General features: G+C 64.4%; 14 protein-coding genes and 1 tRNA gene. 7 read left to right on the forward strand and 8 right to left on the reverse strand.

The features are described 5' to 3' along the window. Positions 1-2: 2 nt before the first annotated feature. Entirely contained in the window at positions 3-1,106 is a 1,104-nt protein-coding gene (locus RFM98_RS22020) for an ROK family transcriptional regulator (RefSeq protein WP_320310808.1), read from the reverse strand. A gap of 41 nt (positions 1,107-1,147) precedes the next feature. Next, the gene (locus RFM98_RS22025; RefSeq protein ID WP_320310809.1) at positions 1,148-1,798 is read right to left on the reverse strand and encodes an SGNH/GDSL hydrolase family protein; all 651 of its coding nucleotides are present in this window, start codon (positions 1,796-1,798) and stop codon (positions 1,148-1,150) included. A 442-nt stretch (positions 1,799-2,240) separates the two neighbouring features. Here RFM98_RS22025 and RFM98_RS22030 point away from each other — a divergent pair, with 442 nt between their 5' ends. From RFM98_RS22030 to RFM98_RS22050, 5 genes are all read left to right on the forward strand, one after another. Further along, a complete protein-coding gene (locus RFM98_RS22030) occupies positions 2,241-3,266 on the forward strand; it encodes an ABC transporter substrate-binding protein (RefSeq protein WP_430681776.1) in 1,026 nt (341 codons plus the stop codon). Between the two features lie 73 nt (positions 3,267-3,339). After that, complete coding sequence (locus tag RFM98_RS22035; RefSeq protein WP_320310810.1) at positions 3,340-4,866, forward strand: sugar ABC transporter ATP-binding protein; 1,527 nt, start codon at positions 3,340-3,342, stop codon at positions 4,864-4,866. Beyond that, positions 4,853-5,815, forward strand: a complete 963-nt coding sequence (locus RFM98_RS22040; RefSeq protein WP_320310811.1) for an ABC transporter permease — start codon at positions 4,853-4,855, stop codon at positions 5,813-5,815. The genes RFM98_RS22035 and RFM98_RS22040 overlap by 14 nt, the downstream gene beginning before the upstream one ends. A gap of 27 nt (positions 5,816-5,842) precedes the next feature. Then, positions 5,843-6,769 (forward strand): ABC transporter permease, encoded by a 927-nt coding sequence (locus RFM98_RS22045; RefSeq protein WP_320310898.1) that lies wholly within the window; start codon positions 5,843-5,845, stop codon positions 6,767-6,769. A 58-nt stretch (positions 6,770-6,827) separates the two neighbouring features. Further along, on the forward strand, positions 6,828-7,508 hold the full coding sequence (locus RFM98_RS22050) for an SGNH/GDSL hydrolase family protein (protein ID WP_320310812.1): 681 nt from the start codon (positions 6,828-6,830) through the stop codon (positions 7,506-7,508). Positions 7,509-7,613: 105 nt separating this feature from the next. On the opposite strand, the gene RFM98_RS22055 is transcribed toward RFM98_RS22050, so the two are convergent. Together RFM98_RS22055 and RFM98_RS22060 are read right to left on the reverse strand one after the other, a co-directional pair. Continuing rightward, positions 7,614-7,690 (reverse strand) — tRNA-Arg (locus RFM98_RS22055). 142 nt (positions 7,691-7,832) lie between these two features. After that, a complete protein-coding gene (locus RFM98_RS22060) occupies positions 7,833-8,996 on the reverse strand; it encodes a M20 aminoacylase family protein (RefSeq protein ID WP_320310813.1) in 1,164 nt (387 codons plus the stop codon). A gap of 216 nt (positions 8,997-9,212) precedes the next feature. Between RFM98_RS22060 and RFM98_RS22065 the strand changes: the two genes are divergently transcribed. Beyond that, on the forward strand, positions 9,213-10,385 hold the full coding sequence (locus RFM98_RS22065; protein ID WP_320310814.1) for a D-alanyl-D-alanine carboxypeptidase family protein: 1,173 nt from the start codon (positions 9,213-9,215) through the stop codon (positions 10,383-10,385). An 8-nt stretch (positions 10,386-10,393) separates the two neighbouring features. Beyond that, positions 10,394-11,503, forward strand: a complete 1,110-nt coding sequence (locus tag RFM98_RS22070; RefSeq protein WP_320310815.1) for a CobW family GTP-binding protein — start codon at positions 10,394-10,396, stop codon at positions 11,501-11,503. A 2-nt stretch (positions 11,504-11,505) separates the two neighbouring features. Here RFM98_RS22070 and RFM98_RS22075 read toward each other — a convergent pair whose 3' ends face one another. From RFM98_RS22075 to RFM98_RS22090, 4 genes are all read right to left on the reverse strand, one after another. Continuing rightward, positions 11,506-11,757 (reverse strand): sulfurtransferase TusA family protein, encoded by a 252-nt coding sequence (locus tag RFM98_RS22075; RefSeq protein ID WP_320310816.1) that lies wholly within the window; start codon positions 11,755-11,757, stop codon positions 11,506-11,508. A 50-nt stretch (positions 11,758-11,807) separates the two neighbouring features. Next, positions 11,808-13,100: a L,D-transpeptidase family protein gene (locus RFM98_RS22080; RefSeq protein ID WP_320310817.1), complete on the reverse strand. Its 1,293-nt coding sequence runs from the start codon at positions 13,098-13,100 to the stop codon at positions 11,808-11,810. Positions 13,101-13,336: 236 nt separating this feature from the next. Further along, complete coding sequence (locus RFM98_RS22085; RefSeq protein ID WP_320214996.1) at positions 13,337-14,287, reverse strand: acetyl-CoA carboxylase carboxyltransferase subunit alpha; 951 nt, start codon at positions 14,285-14,287, stop codon at positions 13,337-13,339. A gap of 100 nt (positions 14,288-14,387) precedes the next feature. Then, positions 14,388-15,302, reverse strand: coding sequence for a site-specific tyrosine recombinase XerD (locus RFM98_RS22090; RefSeq protein WP_320310818.1), 915 nt, complete (start codon positions 15,300-15,302; stop codon positions 14,388-14,390). Positions 15,303-15,320 lie beyond the last annotated feature (18 nt).

Raw genomic sequence — 15,320 nt, forward strand, 5'->3', positions numbered from 1 at the left:
CTTCACTCCACCATGAACCGCGAGCTGAAAGGAAGGCCGGCCGCTCCCACTGCCTTGGGCGACCGCTCGATGTTGCCGGCTATGGCGCTTATGCCGGGCATGGCCTGTTCCAGCTCCCGGCAAATCGCCTTGCAGACCGCCTGGGGCGCGTAGGAAGACAGGACGACCGAGGTGAGCGGAACGAACTGCTTCAGAGCCGCGATCGATGATTTCATTTGGCCGACCAGGTCGCGCTGCCACGCGGTCTCGGCATCGCCGAACGAAGGCCAGTCCGCGCCTCGTTCCCAGAACTCGGAAGGAGAACGGCCTGCCTTCCTGATCTGCTCCTCCAGGCGCAGTATGCCGACATCGAAGCTCACCGCGGCTGCTGCGTTGTAGATCTGGTGGTTGAGGACCAGGCGGCTGTGCAGGCGGGCGCCGAGATAGAAGAAAAGATAATCTGAAAGGTGCTTCGCGACGCCGAACATGCTTTCGCCACTGGCCGCCGCGGTGATGTCGTTCTGGACATACACGGGGTAGCCGATCTCCCTTTCGACCTCCTCCTGCAAAGCGTCGAACCGCTCTCGGGTCGCCCTGGGGGTCAGCTCAAGCTCGGCCTGGTCGCCGGGCAAGGCCAGGCCGATGCCGGCGATGCGCGAGTGGAGATGCTGAGGCAGATCGGCGATGGCCTTGGCGATGGCGCCCATGAATTGCGGATGATTGGTGTCCTGCGTGGTGGCCGAGAACGGCAAGACCGTGCGGGAGCGGATCGAGCCGACGAAGTCGACGAGCACGACCTCCACCTGCCGGTGGCCGACGCTGATGCCGACGGAGTAGGCGCCCTCCGGATTGAGCGAAAGCGGCACTGTCGGCGGGCCGACGCGGCCGCGCTGAGCCACGCCCTTGGCGATCAGCCCCTCCTGTTCGAGCGAGCGGACGATGACGGACACCGTCTGCGCCGACAGGCCCGTCCGCTCGCCGATTTCGAGACGAGTGATGTCCTTGCTCTGGAGCAGCAGCGACAGCACGAGGCGCTCGTTGTAGCCGCGCACGCTGACGGCGTTGAGGCCGCTGGCGCGGTCCGCGATGCGCAGCGGATTGGGAGGTGCAAAGCGCATGTCAGGCATGATGCGCCCTTTCGCAATCGGTCGTGCGGTATATGCCGCGGTCACTTCTCATTCGGCCACCCGATTGCTTCGATTTCGCGGGCCAGCGCGCGGCCAAGCAGCGCATGCGCCCGCCCGTTGATGTGGAACCCGTCGAGCGGGTCGCAGGTGACGACCGAACCTGCGTCGAAGAAATGCACCTCGAGCGAATCGGCGATGATCTCGAATTCGAGCGCCAACTGCCGAGACTTCTCCGGCGCGCCCGCAAAGATCGATCGCCATTCCTTGATGTCGTCCAGCATCGGCGGTGGCGAGACGATCATGATCTCGGGCACGCTGCCGGCCGGGCCAGGCTTCAGCTCCTTGATGTCGTAGACGAGGCAGCCCATGGCCATCGCCACTTCCGAGGCCGGCTGGTTGAAGCGTGCCTTGAGGTCGTTGGTACCCAGCATGATGATGACGAGATCGAGAACGGCATGGCTCTGCAGGCATGGCCTGAGGTAAGTACGCCCGTTCTTGTGGGCCCCCTCGATGGGATCGTCGCGCACCGTCGTGCGGCCGCTGAGGCCTTCCTCGATGACATGCCAGCCAACGCCCAGCTCCCTTGCCATGACACCGGGCCAGCGCTCGGCCGGGCCGTAGCGGTCAAGCGGCGTGCCGCCGGGTACCTGCCCATGCGTGTTGGAATCGCCGTAGCACAAGACCGATCGCATGCTCCTCCCCGATCCAGCCAAAGGTTCTGATTTGCAGAAATTATCGGACGAGAGTCGGCCGTCCGCGTCCAGCGACCCTGCCATCCGGCGGAAAGATAGCGCAAGCTGAAAAGATAATCCATCACTCTGAATAATTATTGACAGCCCACCGCATCGATGGTTGAACTGAGCCTGGGAGGAATGCCCGAACCTTTTGCGCCGACCGGCTGCCATGATCCATGGCGGCAACGCTGGAGCTTTGTCTCCAGCGGCCATGCGCGCGGGTTGAGCAATGAACCGAAGCAGTGCCGGGCTCGGACCGGCAGGTGCGGCGTTCGGCCATGGCCGACCGCCGATGGGGAAGTCGTGACCCTGGCATCCAGGGTCCGTGGAGCTCGAGAAGGAGGATGGCTCAGTGAGACGGATTATCCAATCAATCGCTGCGGTGGTGATCGCGACGACGATGTTATGCGGTCCCTCGTTTGCCGGTGACGTATCCTTGCTTGACGGGGTTACCGCCCGTGCCGGCGACAATCCGACGGTCGAGGCGGGGAAATTCAAGAAGGATCCGCCCTGGGTCATCGGCATGAGCCATTTCGGCGTCAACGCGAACACTTGGACGGTGCAGGTCGCGCATGAAGCCGAGGCCGCCGCCGCCAAGGACAAGCGCATAGCCAAATTCATCCTGCTCGATGCCGGCTTCGATCAGAAGAAGCAGGTCGCCGACATCGAGGACCTGATCGCCCAGAAGGTCGACGCCATCATCGTCCAGCCGGTCACGTCCACTTCGGCGGACGCCAGCATCGCCAAGGCCGTCGCGGCGGGCATCCCCGTCATCGTGCACACCGGCCGCATCGAGTCCGACGCCTTCACCACCGAAATCCAGGGCGGTGCCGAGCATTTCGGCAAGGTGATGGGAGACTTCCTGGTCAAGGAACTCGGCGGCAAGGGCAATATCTGGGTGCTGCGCGGGCTCGCCGGCCATCCGGAAGACACCAACCGCTACAACGGCCTGCTGCAGGCACTGAAGGGGACCGACGTCAAGATCATCGCCGAGGAGCATGGCGACTGGCAATACGACAAGGCCAAGAAGCTCTGCGAGACGCTCTATCTGAACAATCCCGAGGTCGATGGCATCTGGTCTTCCGGCGCCGACATGACGCGCGCCTGCGTCGACGTCTTCAAGCAGTTCGGCGCCAAGATTCCGCCGATCTCCGGCGAGGGTAACAACGGCTTCTTCGGCCAGTGGATAGCCGATGGCTTCAAGTCGATCTCGGCCGAATACAGCCCTGCCCAGGGCGCTGCCGGCATCCGCGCCGCGGTAGCCCTGCTCGAAGGCAAGGAGCTGAAGAAGCACTATGACTACAACCCGCCCGGCTGGGATCTCGATAAGGTCAAGAAGTACTATCGCGACGATCTCTCTGCCAATGTCTGGTGGCCGTCGGACCTCCCGGAAGACAAGCTCAAGGAGTTCTACGCCAAGAAGTAAGGCGTGGCGCCATCGGCGGGCGGCCTTAAGCCGCCCGCCGTCGATTTTTCCTGGATGCAGCGGTGCTTGTTTCGTGAAAGCCCTCGTCGAAATGTCCGATATCCGGAAGGCGTTCGCCGGCACGGCGGCGCTGAAGGGCGTCTCGATCGCGCTCCAATCCGGCTCCGTCCATGCGCTGATGGGCGAGAACGGCGCCGGCAAATCGACGCTGATGAAGATACTCGCCGGCGTCCACCAGCCGGACGGCGGCGCCATCGTTCGCGACGGGCGGCAGGTCATGTTCCACAGGCCGAAGGATGCGCTGGAAGCCGGCATCTCGACCGTGTTCCAGGAATTGTCGCTGCTGCCCAATCTGACGATCGCCGAAAACATGTTTCTCGGCCGCGAGCCGACCATGGCCTTTGGCCGCGTCGACCATCGCCGCATGCGGCGCGAGGCCGGCAAGGCGCTGGCCGAGCTCGGCCTCACGCTTGACCCCGGCACGCTCGTCTCCAGGCTCAGCATTGCCGAACGGCAGTTCGTCGAGATCGCGCACGGCATCATGACCGACGCCAGCGTGTTCATCCTCGACGAGCCGACGGCGGCGCTCAATGCCGCCGATGTCGAAGTGTTGAACCGCCACATCCGCAGGTTGAAGGATGAGGGCAAGGCGGTGGTCTATATCTCGCACCGCATGGACGAGATATTCGCCATCTGCGACACCGTCACGGTCCTCAAGGATGGTGAGCTCGTCGGCACCAGGGCAATTGCCGAAATGACACCGGCGACGCTGATCGCGATGATGGTCGGCCGCGAGCTGGCCGACCTCTTCCCCCAGCGCGGCGATGTTCCCGGCCCCGCTATGCTTTCGGTCGAGGAGTTCCGCATCACCGAGCGCTCCAGACCGTTCTCGCTGTCGCTGCGCCGCGGCGAGATCGTCGCGCTGGCCGGCCTGGAGGGGCAGGGCCAGCGGCGTTTCCTGCGCTCGCTGGTCGGCCAACACCATCCTTTCGCCGGCCGTGTGACGATCAAGAACAAACCGTTGCCGTTGCCGGTGTCGCCTGGCGGCGGCGTCCGCCGGCTGCAGGCGATGGGCGTCGGCTTCGTGCCGGAGGACCGCAAAGAGGACGGGCTTTTCCTCGGCCTTTCCATTGCGCACAACATTGCCGCCGCGCTCCATTCGAAACGCCCGGAACTGGCGCTGGCCGCGGGCTATCAGCGGCGGATCGCCGACACGATGTCGAGCCTTGCCGTGAAGGCCAGTGGTCCCGGCGCCGTCGTCGGCACGCTGTCCGGCGGCAACCAGCAGAAGGTGCTGCTCGGCCGCTACCTCGCCGCCGACATCGACATCCTGCTCGTCGAGGAGCCAACGCGCGGCGTCGACATCGGCGCAAAGTCCGAAATCTACCGGCTGCTGCGCGATTTCGCACGCAAGGGCGGCGCGGTGCTGGTGCTGTCGCGCGAGACGGTCGAGCTGATCGGGCTCTGCGACCGCATCTGCGTCGTCCACAACGACACGATCGTGAAAGAAATGCCGGCGGCCGACGCTACGGAGCACAACATCCTCGACGCGGCGCTCGGCGCCAACGGGACGGCAAGGACCATCAATGACAGCCATTAGCAGACGCCTGACAGGCGCGAGGGGATCCAGACAGGGCATGTGGTTGCTGCCCTTGCTGATCGCCCTGGCGATCGCGCTTTGGCTAAGCCTCCAGACCAAGCAGTTCCTCTATGGGGAAAACCTGCTCAATCTGGTGCCGCAGGCGATGCCGCTCGTCATCACGGCGGTCGGCCAGATGTTCGTCATCCTGCTCGGCGGGCTAGACCTTTCGGTCGGGTCGATGATCAGCTTCACGACGGCGGTGCTCGCCCTCGGCGGACCCGGCTGGGTGCTGATTCCGGCGGTGTTCGTGCTGGCCGGGCTGGTCGGCTTCACCAACGGCTTCATCATTACCCGCTTCAACGTCCATCCGATCATCGCGACGTTGTCGATGCAGTATATTCTGCTCGGTATCACGCGGGTGCTACGGCCGGTTTCGGGAGGCACGGTGCCGGATGTCGTCATCAGCGCCGTCGCCGGTTCCTTCCTTGGGGTGCCCATGCCGGTGTTCTGGGGGATATTCACCCTCCTGGTCGCCTGGAAGCTTGTCTACGGTTCCCGTTTCGGGCTGCACCTTTTCGCGATCGGTGGCGGCGTGTCGTCCGGCCTGGAGGATGCGGCGCATAATTTCGGCATCGACGATCGGCGCAACATCGTGCTTGCCTATGTGATCTGCGCCTGCTTCGCGGCCCTTGCCGGCATTTTCCTCGCCGGGCGCATCGTCTCGGGCGACCCGAATGTCGGACTGCTCTTCGAGCTCGACGCGATCACGGCCGTCGCCATCGGCGGCACCCAGCTTTCCGGCGGCATCGGCAGCCTGCATGGAACCGTCATCGGCGCCCTCGTCATGGCGCTGCTCGCCAACGGCATGAACCTGACGAATGTGTCGCCATTCGTCCAGACCACCATCAAGGGGGCGATCCTGCTTCTGGTGGTCGCCCTGCAGTCACGCAAGAAAATGGGGTTGTAGGTGGCTACCGCGCTCGCCAACCCCGTCATGCGCCGCCTGCTTCGCATCCCGCCGGCCTATTACGTCTTTGCCGTGCTGCTCCTGGTTCTGTGGGTCGCGCGGCCGAACATGCTCAATCTCAACATCATGGGCATATTCGTGCGCCAGATCGTGCCGCTCGGCATATTGGTGCTCGGCCAGCTTCTGGTGATGCGAGTACGAAGCATCGACCTGTCGGGCGGCGGGGTTATCCTGCTCATCAACTACACCATCTCGTCCGGCGTCTTTCCCGGCGCCTCCATGGCTTTCTTCATTGTCCTGGCGCTGGCCATCGGGCTGGCCGTCGGGTTCTTCAACGGACTGATGGTCGGGGTGAGGCGGGTCTCGGCGGTCATCGTCACGCTCGCGGTCGGCATCGTCCTGGTCGGGATCGTGCAATATCTGTCGAGCGGCAAGCCGCCTGGCGATGTGCCCGGCATGTTCGGCAACATTTACAACACCAAGCTCGGCCCGGTGCCGACGCCTGTGATCTTCTGGGTGGCGGTTTCGGCCGCGCTGTCTTTGTTCCTGTCCCGCGCGGTCTTCGGCCGTTACGTGACGTCGGTCGGCGAGAACGTGCAGGCGGCGCATTTCTCCGGCGTCCCGGTTGCCCGCACCGTCGTGCTTGCGCACACGCTGGCGGGTCTGTTCGCAGGTGTCGCGGCGCTCGTCCAGACGGCCTCGATCGCCGTCGGCAGCGTCAGGGTCGGTCTCGACCTGCCGATCCTGGCGGTCGCCGCGACCATCCTTGGCGGCGTCGTTTTCGGCCGCGGGGAAGGCGGCGTCTGGGGGCCGTTCTTCGGCGTGCTCTCGTTCGCGCTGCTGTTCGTGGTGATGACAACCTTCGGCATCGACGAGCCAGGCAAGCTGATTGCGCAGGGCCTCATCATCCTGCTTGCGGCGATCCTCTACGGTATCAGGAGCAGGTCGGCCTGAGGGCGGGGCAAGTTCGGAGCGGCCAATAATCAATCGCATAGGGAAATGGATTGGAGACATGACCAGAAGATCGATTTTGTGTTTTGGAGATTCGCTGACCTGGGGCTGGATTCCGGTCATCGAGGGATCGCCGACGCATCGCTACGCCTATCAGGATCGCTGGACGGGCGCGATGGCCTTGCATCTTGGCGATGGGTATCATGTGATCGAGGAAGGTTTGAGTGCCCGCACCACCAGCCTCGACGACCCCAACGATCCGCGCCTCAACGGCAGCGCCTATCTGCCCTCGGCCATTGCCAGCCACCTGCCGCTCGATCTCGTCATCGTGATGCTCGGCACCAACGACACCAAGTCGTTCTTCCGCCGCACGCCCTATGAGATCGCCAACGGCATGGCCAAGCTCGTCGGCCAGATACTCACCAGCGCCGGCGGTGTCGGCACCCCCTATCCGGCCCCCCAGGCGTTGGTGATCGCGCCGCCGCCGCTGACCCCGATGCCGCATCCCTTCTTCCAGGGCATGTTCGCCGGCGGCCATGAGAAGACGGCCGCGCTCGCGGCTGAATATCGCGCCATGGCCGACTTCACGAAGGTCGATTTCCTCAATGCCGGGGATTTCATCACCACCGACGGCTGCGACGGCATTCACTTCACCGCCGAGAACAACCGCGACCTCGGCAAGGCGGTCGCGGCCAAGGTCCAGGAGATCTTCGCGCGCCGGCCCGATCGCAAGGTTGCCTGAGGGTTCGGGGTTTGCCGCGCATCGGCCGCCTCCAGACCGATGCGCCGATTGCGGGACCGGCGCGGCACCGTCGGCCCGCACTTTTTCACCGGCCTGCTGGAAGAGTGGTGATCCCGACAGGAATCGAACCTGTGACCTACAGATTAGGAATCTGCCGCTCTATCCTACTGAGCTACGGGACCACGCGGCCCGACACATAAACGCTTCGGGCCGGTTCGCCAAGGGGCATGCGAGGTGCTTTCCCGAAGGCGGCGGGCGTCCGTCCAGGTCAGGCCGCGTGGCCTGACCTGCATGGCGGCGAAATGATCGCCGCCTTCGCGCCGCTCAAGCCGCGAGCGCCGTCTCCGCCAGCCTCACCCAATAGCTCATGCCGTGCGGGATGACCTCGTCGTTGAAGTCATAGGCCGGGTGGTGCAGGCCGGCGGTATCGCCGTTGCCGATGAAGATGAAGGCGCCGGGCCGGGCTTCCAGCATGTAGGAGAAGTCCTCGCCGCCCATCACCGGCTGGATGGCGCGGTGGACGTGGCTGTCGCCGGCGACGTTGGCGGCGATATCGCCGGCAAACACGGTTTCCTCGGCATGGTTGAAGGTGACGGGGTAGTTGGCGTCGTAATCGACATCGATGGTGGCGCCGAAGGCGGTCGCGATGCCGGCGCAGATGGCGCGGATGCGCTCTTCCGATTTCTTGGCCACTTCCTTCTTCAGCGTGCGCACGGTGCCGGCGATCTCGGCGCTTTCGGGGATAACGTTATAGGCGTCGCCGGCATGGAACTTCGTCACCGACACCACCACGGCCTCGACCGGATCGGTGCTGCGCGAGGCGATGGTCTGCAGCGCGCCGACCAGCTGGCTGGTGATGACGATCGGGTCGATCGTGCCGTGCGGCATCGCGGCATGGCCGCCGCGGCCCTTGACGGTGATGGTGAACTCGGCGGTCGCGGCCATGATCGGGCCGGGCTTGATGGCGAACTGGCCGACCGGCAGGCCCGGCATATTGTGCATGCCGAACACTTTCTCGATGCCGAAGCGCTCCATCATGCCGTCCTTGACCATTTCGTTGCCGCCGCCGCCGCCTTCCTCGGCCGGCTGGAAGATCACCGCCACGCTGCCGGCGAAATTGCGCGTCTCGGCGAGATATTTGGCGGCGCCCAGCAGCATTGCGGTATGGCCGTCATGGCCGCAGGCATGCATCTTGCCGCGCACGGTCGAGGCCCATGGCTTGCCGGTGATCTCGTCGATCGGCAGCGCGTCCATGTCGGCGCGCAGCCCGATGGTCGCGCCATCGCCCTTGCGGCCGCGGATGATGCCGACGACGCCGGTCTTGCCCAGCCCCGTGACCACTTCGTCGCAGCCAAAGGCTTTCAGCTTTTCGGTGACGAAGTCGGCAGTCTGGTGGACGTCGAAATTCAGTTCCGGTGTCTGGTGCAGATGTCGTCGCCAGCCGGCAACTTCTTCTTGCATTTCCGCGGCGCGGTTCAGAATCGGCATGATCGGTCCTTGGTTGATTGGCGGCAGTCGGTTCAGAGCCGCAACTCAGCAATTGTGAATGTCTTGCACTTTGCCATTTTGGCGTCACATAGGGTAAATAGCACCGCAACAATGCGTTCCGGATCGAGGGGTCGGGCCGCATTTATGCTGGCGATGGGTAACGAAATCTTACGGACCCGGCGGCGACTACGGCAAGAGGCGATTTCGGATTTGATCATGCGGCAAAGGCATTTCCTCAACCTGTTGCTGGCAGGCGCGCTGGCGCTTCCGGTGTTTATCGGCGCGGCCCGTGCCAATCCGGTCGTCCTTTTCGACCTGAAGAGCGGCTCCATTCTGGAGCATCAGGACGCGTTCAAGCGCTGGTATCCGGCCTCGCTCAGCAAGCTGATGACGGCCTATGTCACCTTCCGAGCCATCCAGGCCGGCGAGGTGGCGCTCGATTCGCCGATCAAGGTAACGAAACATTCGGCCGGTGAGCCGCCGAGCAAGATGGGCTTCAAGCCCGGCTCGGTAATGCGGCTCGACAATGCGCTGAAGATGATGCTGGTCAAGTCGGCCAACGACATCGCCATGGCCGTCGGCGAGAATATCGGCGGGTCGCAAGCCGCCTTCGCCGACCGCATGAACGCCGAGGCGGCCCGGCTCGGCATGGTCGGAACGCATTTCGTCAACCCGAACGGACTTTATTCGCCGGAACAGTACACGACCGCGCGCGACCTCGCCGTCCTGGTAACGGCGATCCGCAACGATTTCCCGCAATATGCGCCGTGGTTCTCGATCGAGGGACTTGCCGTCGGCAAGAAGGCGCTTCCCAACTACAATCTGCTGATCGGTCGCTATCCCGGCGCCGACGGCATGAAGACCGGCTTCGTCTGCCCTTCCGGATTCAACATGATCGGCTCGGCGACGCGCAACGGCCGCACGCTGGTGGCCGTGGTGCTTGGCGAGAAATCGGCGGTCAGCCGCGCCGAGGCGGCGGCAAAGCTGCTCGACCAGGGTTTTGACTCGACGGCGGCGGGTTCGACCACGCTGGCCGCTCTCAAGCCGTATGGCGACACGCTGTCGCCCAACGACATGCATGACGAGATCTGCAAGAAGAAGCCGAAGGACGAGCAATCCGAGGCCGCCCCCACCGTCGACGCCAAGGACAAGCCGAAATCGCCTTATCAGGTGAAACTCGACCACCCGACGCTGATCGCGGTAGGCCTCGGCGGCGCCACCGGGCCGGCGCCGAAGGCTTTCGTCGACCAGGTCGATCAGAACTATGCCGACGTGCCGCTGCCGAGCTGGCGGCCCGACAGGCCGGCGCCGGCCGGTGCCGAGCCGCTGGCGACCGGAACGGCTGCCGCTGCCGCGCAGGGCGACCAGCCCGCCAAGGCGGCGAACTGACCCCTGCCATGGCTAGCGGCTTTCCCATTCCCGTTTCGGTGCTCACCGGCTTTCTCGGCGCCGGCAAGACGACACTGCTCAACCGGCTGCTCAAGGATCCGGGGCTTGCCGACACGGCGGTCATCATCAACGAGTTCGGTGAGGTGGCGATCGACCATCTTCTGGTCGAACAGGCTTCCGACGGCATCATCCAGCTTTCCGACGGCTGCCTCTGCTGCACGGTGCGCGGCGACCTGGTCGACACACTTGCCGACCTCGTCGACCGGTTGCAGACCGGCCATATCGCGAAACTGGCCCGTGTCGTCGTCGAGACGACGGGTCTGGCCGATCCGGCACCCGTGCTGCAGTCGATCATGGCGCATCCGGCGCTGGTGCAGGCCTTCCGGCTCGACGGCGTCATCACGCTGGTCGACGCCGTCAACGGCGAGGCGACGCTCGACAGCCATGTCGAGGCAGTCAAGCAGGCGGCGGTGGCCGACCGCATCGTGCTGACCAAGACCGACCTTGCCGGGACGGCCGAGATCGAGATATTGCGGGCGAGGCTCAAGCAGATCAATCCGGGCGCTGTCGTGCTCGATGTCAACGAGGCCGGCACGGGTGCTGCGGCGCTGATCAATTGCGGGCTCTACAACCCCGAAACCAAGTCCGCCGATGTGCGGCGCTGGCTCGGTGACGAGGCGGCGCATGATCACCACCATCACGATGGCGATGAAGATCACCACCATCACCATGATCATGGCCATCGCCACGACACGCGCGTGCGCTCGCACTCGCTTGTCCACGACGGCCCGGTGCCGTTCTCGGTAATCGAGATGTTCCTCGATCTTGTGCGCTCGACGCATGGCGAGAAACTGCTGCGCATGAAGGGCGTCATCGAGCTGATGGAGGACCCGTCGCGGCCGCTGGTCATCCATGGCGTGCAGAAGATCCTGCATCCGCCGGCACGGCTGCCGGCCTGGCCCGACGGCCAGCGCGGCACCAGGTTGGTGCTGATCACGCTCGACATGCCCAATGACTATATCGAGCGGCTGTTTGCAGCCTTCACCAACAAGCCGTCGGTCGACACGCCGGACCGTGCGGCGCTCGAAGCCAATCCGCTGGCCATCGCCGGGCTATAAGATCAGGCCGCGTTGCCGCGCTCGACAAGGAAACGATGACCGCCGGTGATCGCGGCCGTTTCGACAAGCTGGTGGCCGGCATCGGCGCAGAAGGCCGGGATGTCGATCACCGCCAGCGGATCGGTGGTCTCGAGCCACAGCCTGCTGCCGGGCCGCATCGCGGCCAGCCGCTTGCGGGCTTTCAGCACCGGCAATGGACAGTTCAGTCCCTTGAGATCGTAAATGGCTGCCTGTCTCGCCTTTTGTTCATGCATGTCGTTATCCCAAAACCGCCTTCCGCTTTTGGGCGACATGCATGGAAATCTCAGCCGCCGAACATGCCGAGCAGCTTCTTCTTCAGCTTCGACACGGTGCCCTGGTCGGCGTCTGCGGCCTGCTCCGGCGCCGGCTGCGCGGGCGTGGCCTCGACGCCCGCGGTGACGACCTGCTGCTGCGCCGCCTGCTTGGCGGCTTCCTTCTCGGCCAGCGCCTGCGCCTTTGCCTGTTCCTTGGCGGCCTTGGCCGCTTCGATCGCCGCCAGGCGCTGCTCTTCGGCCTTGCGCTTGGCTTCCTTCTCCGCGTCGGCTGCTGCCATCTTGCGGCCGGCCGGGGAATCGATGCGGCCCATGCGGGTCGTTTCCGTCACCGAGCCGTCTGAATTCATCGACGGCGGGTCGATCGGCACGCGCTCGCCGCGGGCTCGGCGCTTCGACCAGTCGGAAACGATGCTGGCTTCCTTGATGCCGGAAATCGTCGGCTTCGGTGCCACCGCGCTCGAATTCGCAGCCGAATTGAAGGCCGCGTCGTAGCTCTTCTCGTAATTGGCATAGGCCGCCTTCAGCGAATCCGGCTGCGTCGTCTCGGGGCAGGGGCCGGTCGGATCGAAGGTCGTGCCTTCGGGCGCGACCTGGTTGAAGACGTAGCGCTTCTCGCAGACGTCGACCTTCGGCGGCACCTTGGTGATTTCGAAATTGTCGTAGCCGACCTTCAGCATCTTCCAGAAGTCGTAGTTCGGGTCGTTGCGGTAGCGCGCCATGTTGGCGGCGGTCATGCGGAACGGAAAGGCCTGGATCTGGAACTCGGTCTGCCCGCCCTGGAAAGCGTCGCGGCCGAAGGCATAAATCTGCTCGATCTGCGCATCGGTCATCGAATAGCAGCCGGACGACGAGCAGGCGCCATGAACCATCAGGTTCTGGCCCGTGCGGCCGTTGGCCCGATCATAGGCGTTGGGGAAGCCGATGTTGAAGGACAGATGGTAATTCGATCGCGGGTTCATCTGCGACGGACGCACCGTGTAGAAGCCTTCCGGTGCCTGGCGGTCGCCCTCGGTGTATTTGGGGCCGAGCTTGCCCGACCATTTGCAGATGTCGTAGCTGGCGACCATCTCGTAGCGGCCGTTGGTCTTGGCCTTCCAGATCTCCAGCTTGCCTTCTTCCTTGAAGATGCGCGCCATCACCGAGGAGGTGCGCACCATGCCCTTGGCCCGCATATCGGCGAGGATCTTGTCCGGCAGCGGCTTGTTGGCCTCCGGCGCGAAATTCTTCATCGACGAATCATTGCAGCCGGCAACGCCGATGGCGGCGATCAGGACTCCGGTGCGGGCAAGCTTGGCAAACATCGGTACGGCTACGTCTCTTCTCTCGGGCCAACGACTTTCGGCATGGCCGGGCCCTCAGGCTGAACACCAGTGGACCGTAAGCCCGTTAACCTTGAAAATTCCTTACCGCAAGTCTCGCCAGCAAATCTTGGCCAACCCCTCGCGACATTTTCATTGAGCCCAATGCGGCGGCATTTTTGTGGCGAAATTGCTCATTGCGGCCACAATTGAACCTGTTGCCGCTCTCAGAAGAGAGATCAGAGGCTGCGGCCCATCGCCAGGTATTTCTCGCGGCGCTGCTCGCGGAAATCGATGTTGGCGCCGGTAAAATCCTTCATCGTCCTGGCGATGAGGTCGCCGGTCGAGGCGATCACGGTTTCCGGCGCGCGCTGCGCGCCGCCCATCGGCTCGGCAATGATGGCGTCGATAATCTTCATCTCGAGAAGATCCTGCGCGGTGATCTTCATGTTGGTCGCCGCGTCCTTCGAGCGGGTGGTGTCGCGCCACAGGATCGACGCGGCGCCTTCGGGCGAGATCACCGAATAGATGGCGTGCTCCAGCATGTAGACCCGGTTCGCGGTGGCAATCGCGATGGCGCCGCCGGAGCCGCCCTCGCCGATGACCACCGAGATCGACGGCACTTTCAGCGCCAGGCAGGCCGAGGTCGAGCGGGCAATCGCTTCGGCCTGGCCGCGCTCCTCGGCGCCGACGCCGGGATAGGCGCCGGCGGTGTCGACCAGCGTCAAAAGCGGGATCTTGAAACGGTCGGCCAGTTCCATCAGGCGCACCGCCTTGCGGTAGCCCTCGGGCCGCACCGAACCGAAATTGTGCTTGATGCGGCTTGCCGTGTCCGAACCCTTTTCCTGGCCGATAACCGCCACCGGCTCGCCACGGAATCGGGCGAAGCCGCCGACGATCGCCTGATCGTCGCCGAAATTGCGGTCGCCGGCCAAGGGCGTGAAATCGGTGAACAACGCCTTGATGTAGTCGACGCAATGCGGGCGGTCGGGATGGCGAGCGACCTGCACCTTCTGCCAGGGCGTGAGCGCCTTGTAGAGGTCGCGCAATGCGTCGCGCGAGCGTTTTTCCAACCTGCTGATCTCTTCGGCGACATCGACCGCCTCGCCGTTCTCGGCAAGCTTCTTCAGCTCAAGGATCTTGAGCTCCAGATCCTGCACCGGCTTTTCGAAGTCGAGGTAGTTGTACATGCTTGGGCGGACCGATCCGTCGGAAGGCAAATGGCTGGCGGAACCGCTGAAATGCCGGCTCCGGGCGGTGGAACGTCGCCCTCACATAACGATATGAGGCCTAGTCGGCAAGCGGATGATGATCGTTGACCAGCCGCACCAGCCGCTCCTCCAGCACATGGGTGTAGATCTGCGTGGTCGAGATATCGGCATGGCCCAGGAGTTGCTGAACGGCTCTGAGATCGGCGCCGTTCTGGAGCAGGTGGCTGGCAAAAGCATGGCGAAGCACGTGCGGCGAGATTTTGGCTGCAGCTATCCCCGACCGCGCGGCCAACCCCTTGAGATCGCGGGCGAAAACCTGCCGGGAGAGATGGCCGCTGTCGGAGGAGGCCGGAAACAGGAAAGGGCTCTCGGCAAAGGCCGGCCGCTCGGCCCTTGCGGCGAGCCAGGCGCGCATGGCGGAGCGTGCCTTGGTCGACAACGGCACCATGCGTTCCTTGTCGCCCTTGCCGCGCACCATGAAGAAGCGGTCGTCGCGCAGCGCCACCGTGACCGGCAGGCCGACCAGCTCCGACACGCGCAAGCCCGTTGCGTAGAGCACCTCGACCAGCGCGTGCAGGCGCAATGCGGCCAGCCGGTCGCCGTCCGGTCCGGCTTCGCCCGCTTCCTGCGCCGCCCGGTCGAGCAGGCGGCCGGTCTCGGCCTCGCTCATCGTCTTCGGCAGCGGCCGGCCCTTGCGCGGGCTGTCCAGCGTGCCGGTCGGGTCGTCGCCGCGCAGGCCTTCGGCGTAGAGGAATTTGAAGAACTGGCGGATCGCCGACAATTTGCGCGCCTGCGAGGTCGGCGCGAAGCCGCGCGCGGCAATATCGTCGAGATAGGCGCGGATGTCGGCCGATCCCGCGCGCGCAAGCCCACCCTTGATCGCTTCCGAAGCGTCTTCCAGGTCGTGGCGGTAGGAGGAAAGCGTGTTCTCGGCCGCGCCTCGCTCGGCGCTCATCATTTCGAGGAAGGCTTCGATGCGGGCGGCGCTGTTCATCGGGCCGGATCAGCTCTT

The organism is Mesorhizobium australafricanum, assembly GCF_033977265.1.
In the GTDB taxonomy this organism is placed as follows: domain Bacteria; phylum Pseudomonadota; class Alphaproteobacteria; order Rhizobiales; family Rhizobiaceae; genus Mesorhizobium; species Mesorhizobium australafricanum.

Excerpts from the sequence above, each read along its gene's own strand:
- RFM98_RS22020 (WP_320310808.1), bottom strand. The coding sequence starts at position 1,106 with ATGCCTGACATGCGCTTTGCACCTCCCAATCCGCTGCGCATCGCGGAC.
- RFM98_RS22025 (WP_320310809.1), bottom strand. The coding sequence starts at position 1,798 with ATGCGATCGGTCTTGTGCTACGGCGATTCCAACACGCATGGGCAGGTA.
- RFM98_RS22030 (WP_430681776.1), top strand. The coding sequence starts at position 2,241 with ATGTTATGCGGTCCCTCGTTTGCCGGTGACGTATCCTTGCTTGACGGG.
- RFM98_RS22040 (WP_320310811.1), top strand. The coding sequence starts at position 4,853 with ATGACAGCCATTAGCAGACGCCTGACAGGCGCGAGGGGATCCAGACAG.
- RFM98_RS22045 (WP_320310898.1), top strand. The coding sequence starts at position 5,843 with ATGCGCCGCCTGCTTCGCATCCCGCCGGCCTATTACGTCTTTGCCGTG.
- RFM98_RS22050 (WP_320310812.1), top strand. The coding sequence starts at position 6,828 with ATGACCAGAAGATCGATTTTGTGTTTTGGAGATTCGCTGACCTGGGGC.
- RFM98_RS22060 (WP_320310813.1), bottom strand. The coding sequence starts at position 8,996 with ATGCCGATTCTGAACCGCGCCGCGGAAATGCAAGAAGAAGTTGCCGGC.
- RFM98_RS22065 (WP_320310814.1), top strand. The coding sequence starts at position 9,213 with ATGCGGCAAAGGCATTTCCTCAACCTGTTGCTGGCAGGCGCGCTGGCG.
- RFM98_RS22070 (WP_320310815.1), top strand. The coding sequence starts at position 10,394 with ATGGCTAGCGGCTTTCCCATTCCCGTTTCGGTGCTCACCGGCTTTCTC.
- RFM98_RS22075 (WP_320310816.1), bottom strand. The coding sequence starts at position 11,757 with ATGCATGAACAAAAGGCGAGACAGGCAGCCATTTACGATCTCAAGGGA.
- RFM98_RS22080 (WP_320310817.1), bottom strand. The coding sequence starts at position 13,100 with ATGTTTGCCAAGCTTGCCCGCACCGGAGTCCTGATCGCCGCCATCGGC.
- RFM98_RS22085 (WP_320214996.1), bottom strand. The coding sequence starts at position 14,287 with ATGTACAACTACCTCGACTTCGAAAAGCCGGTGCAGGATCTGGAGCTC.
- RFM98_RS22090 (WP_320310818.1), bottom strand. The coding sequence starts at position 15,302 with ATGAACAGCGCCGCCCGCATCGAAGCCTTCCTCGAAATGATGAGCGCC.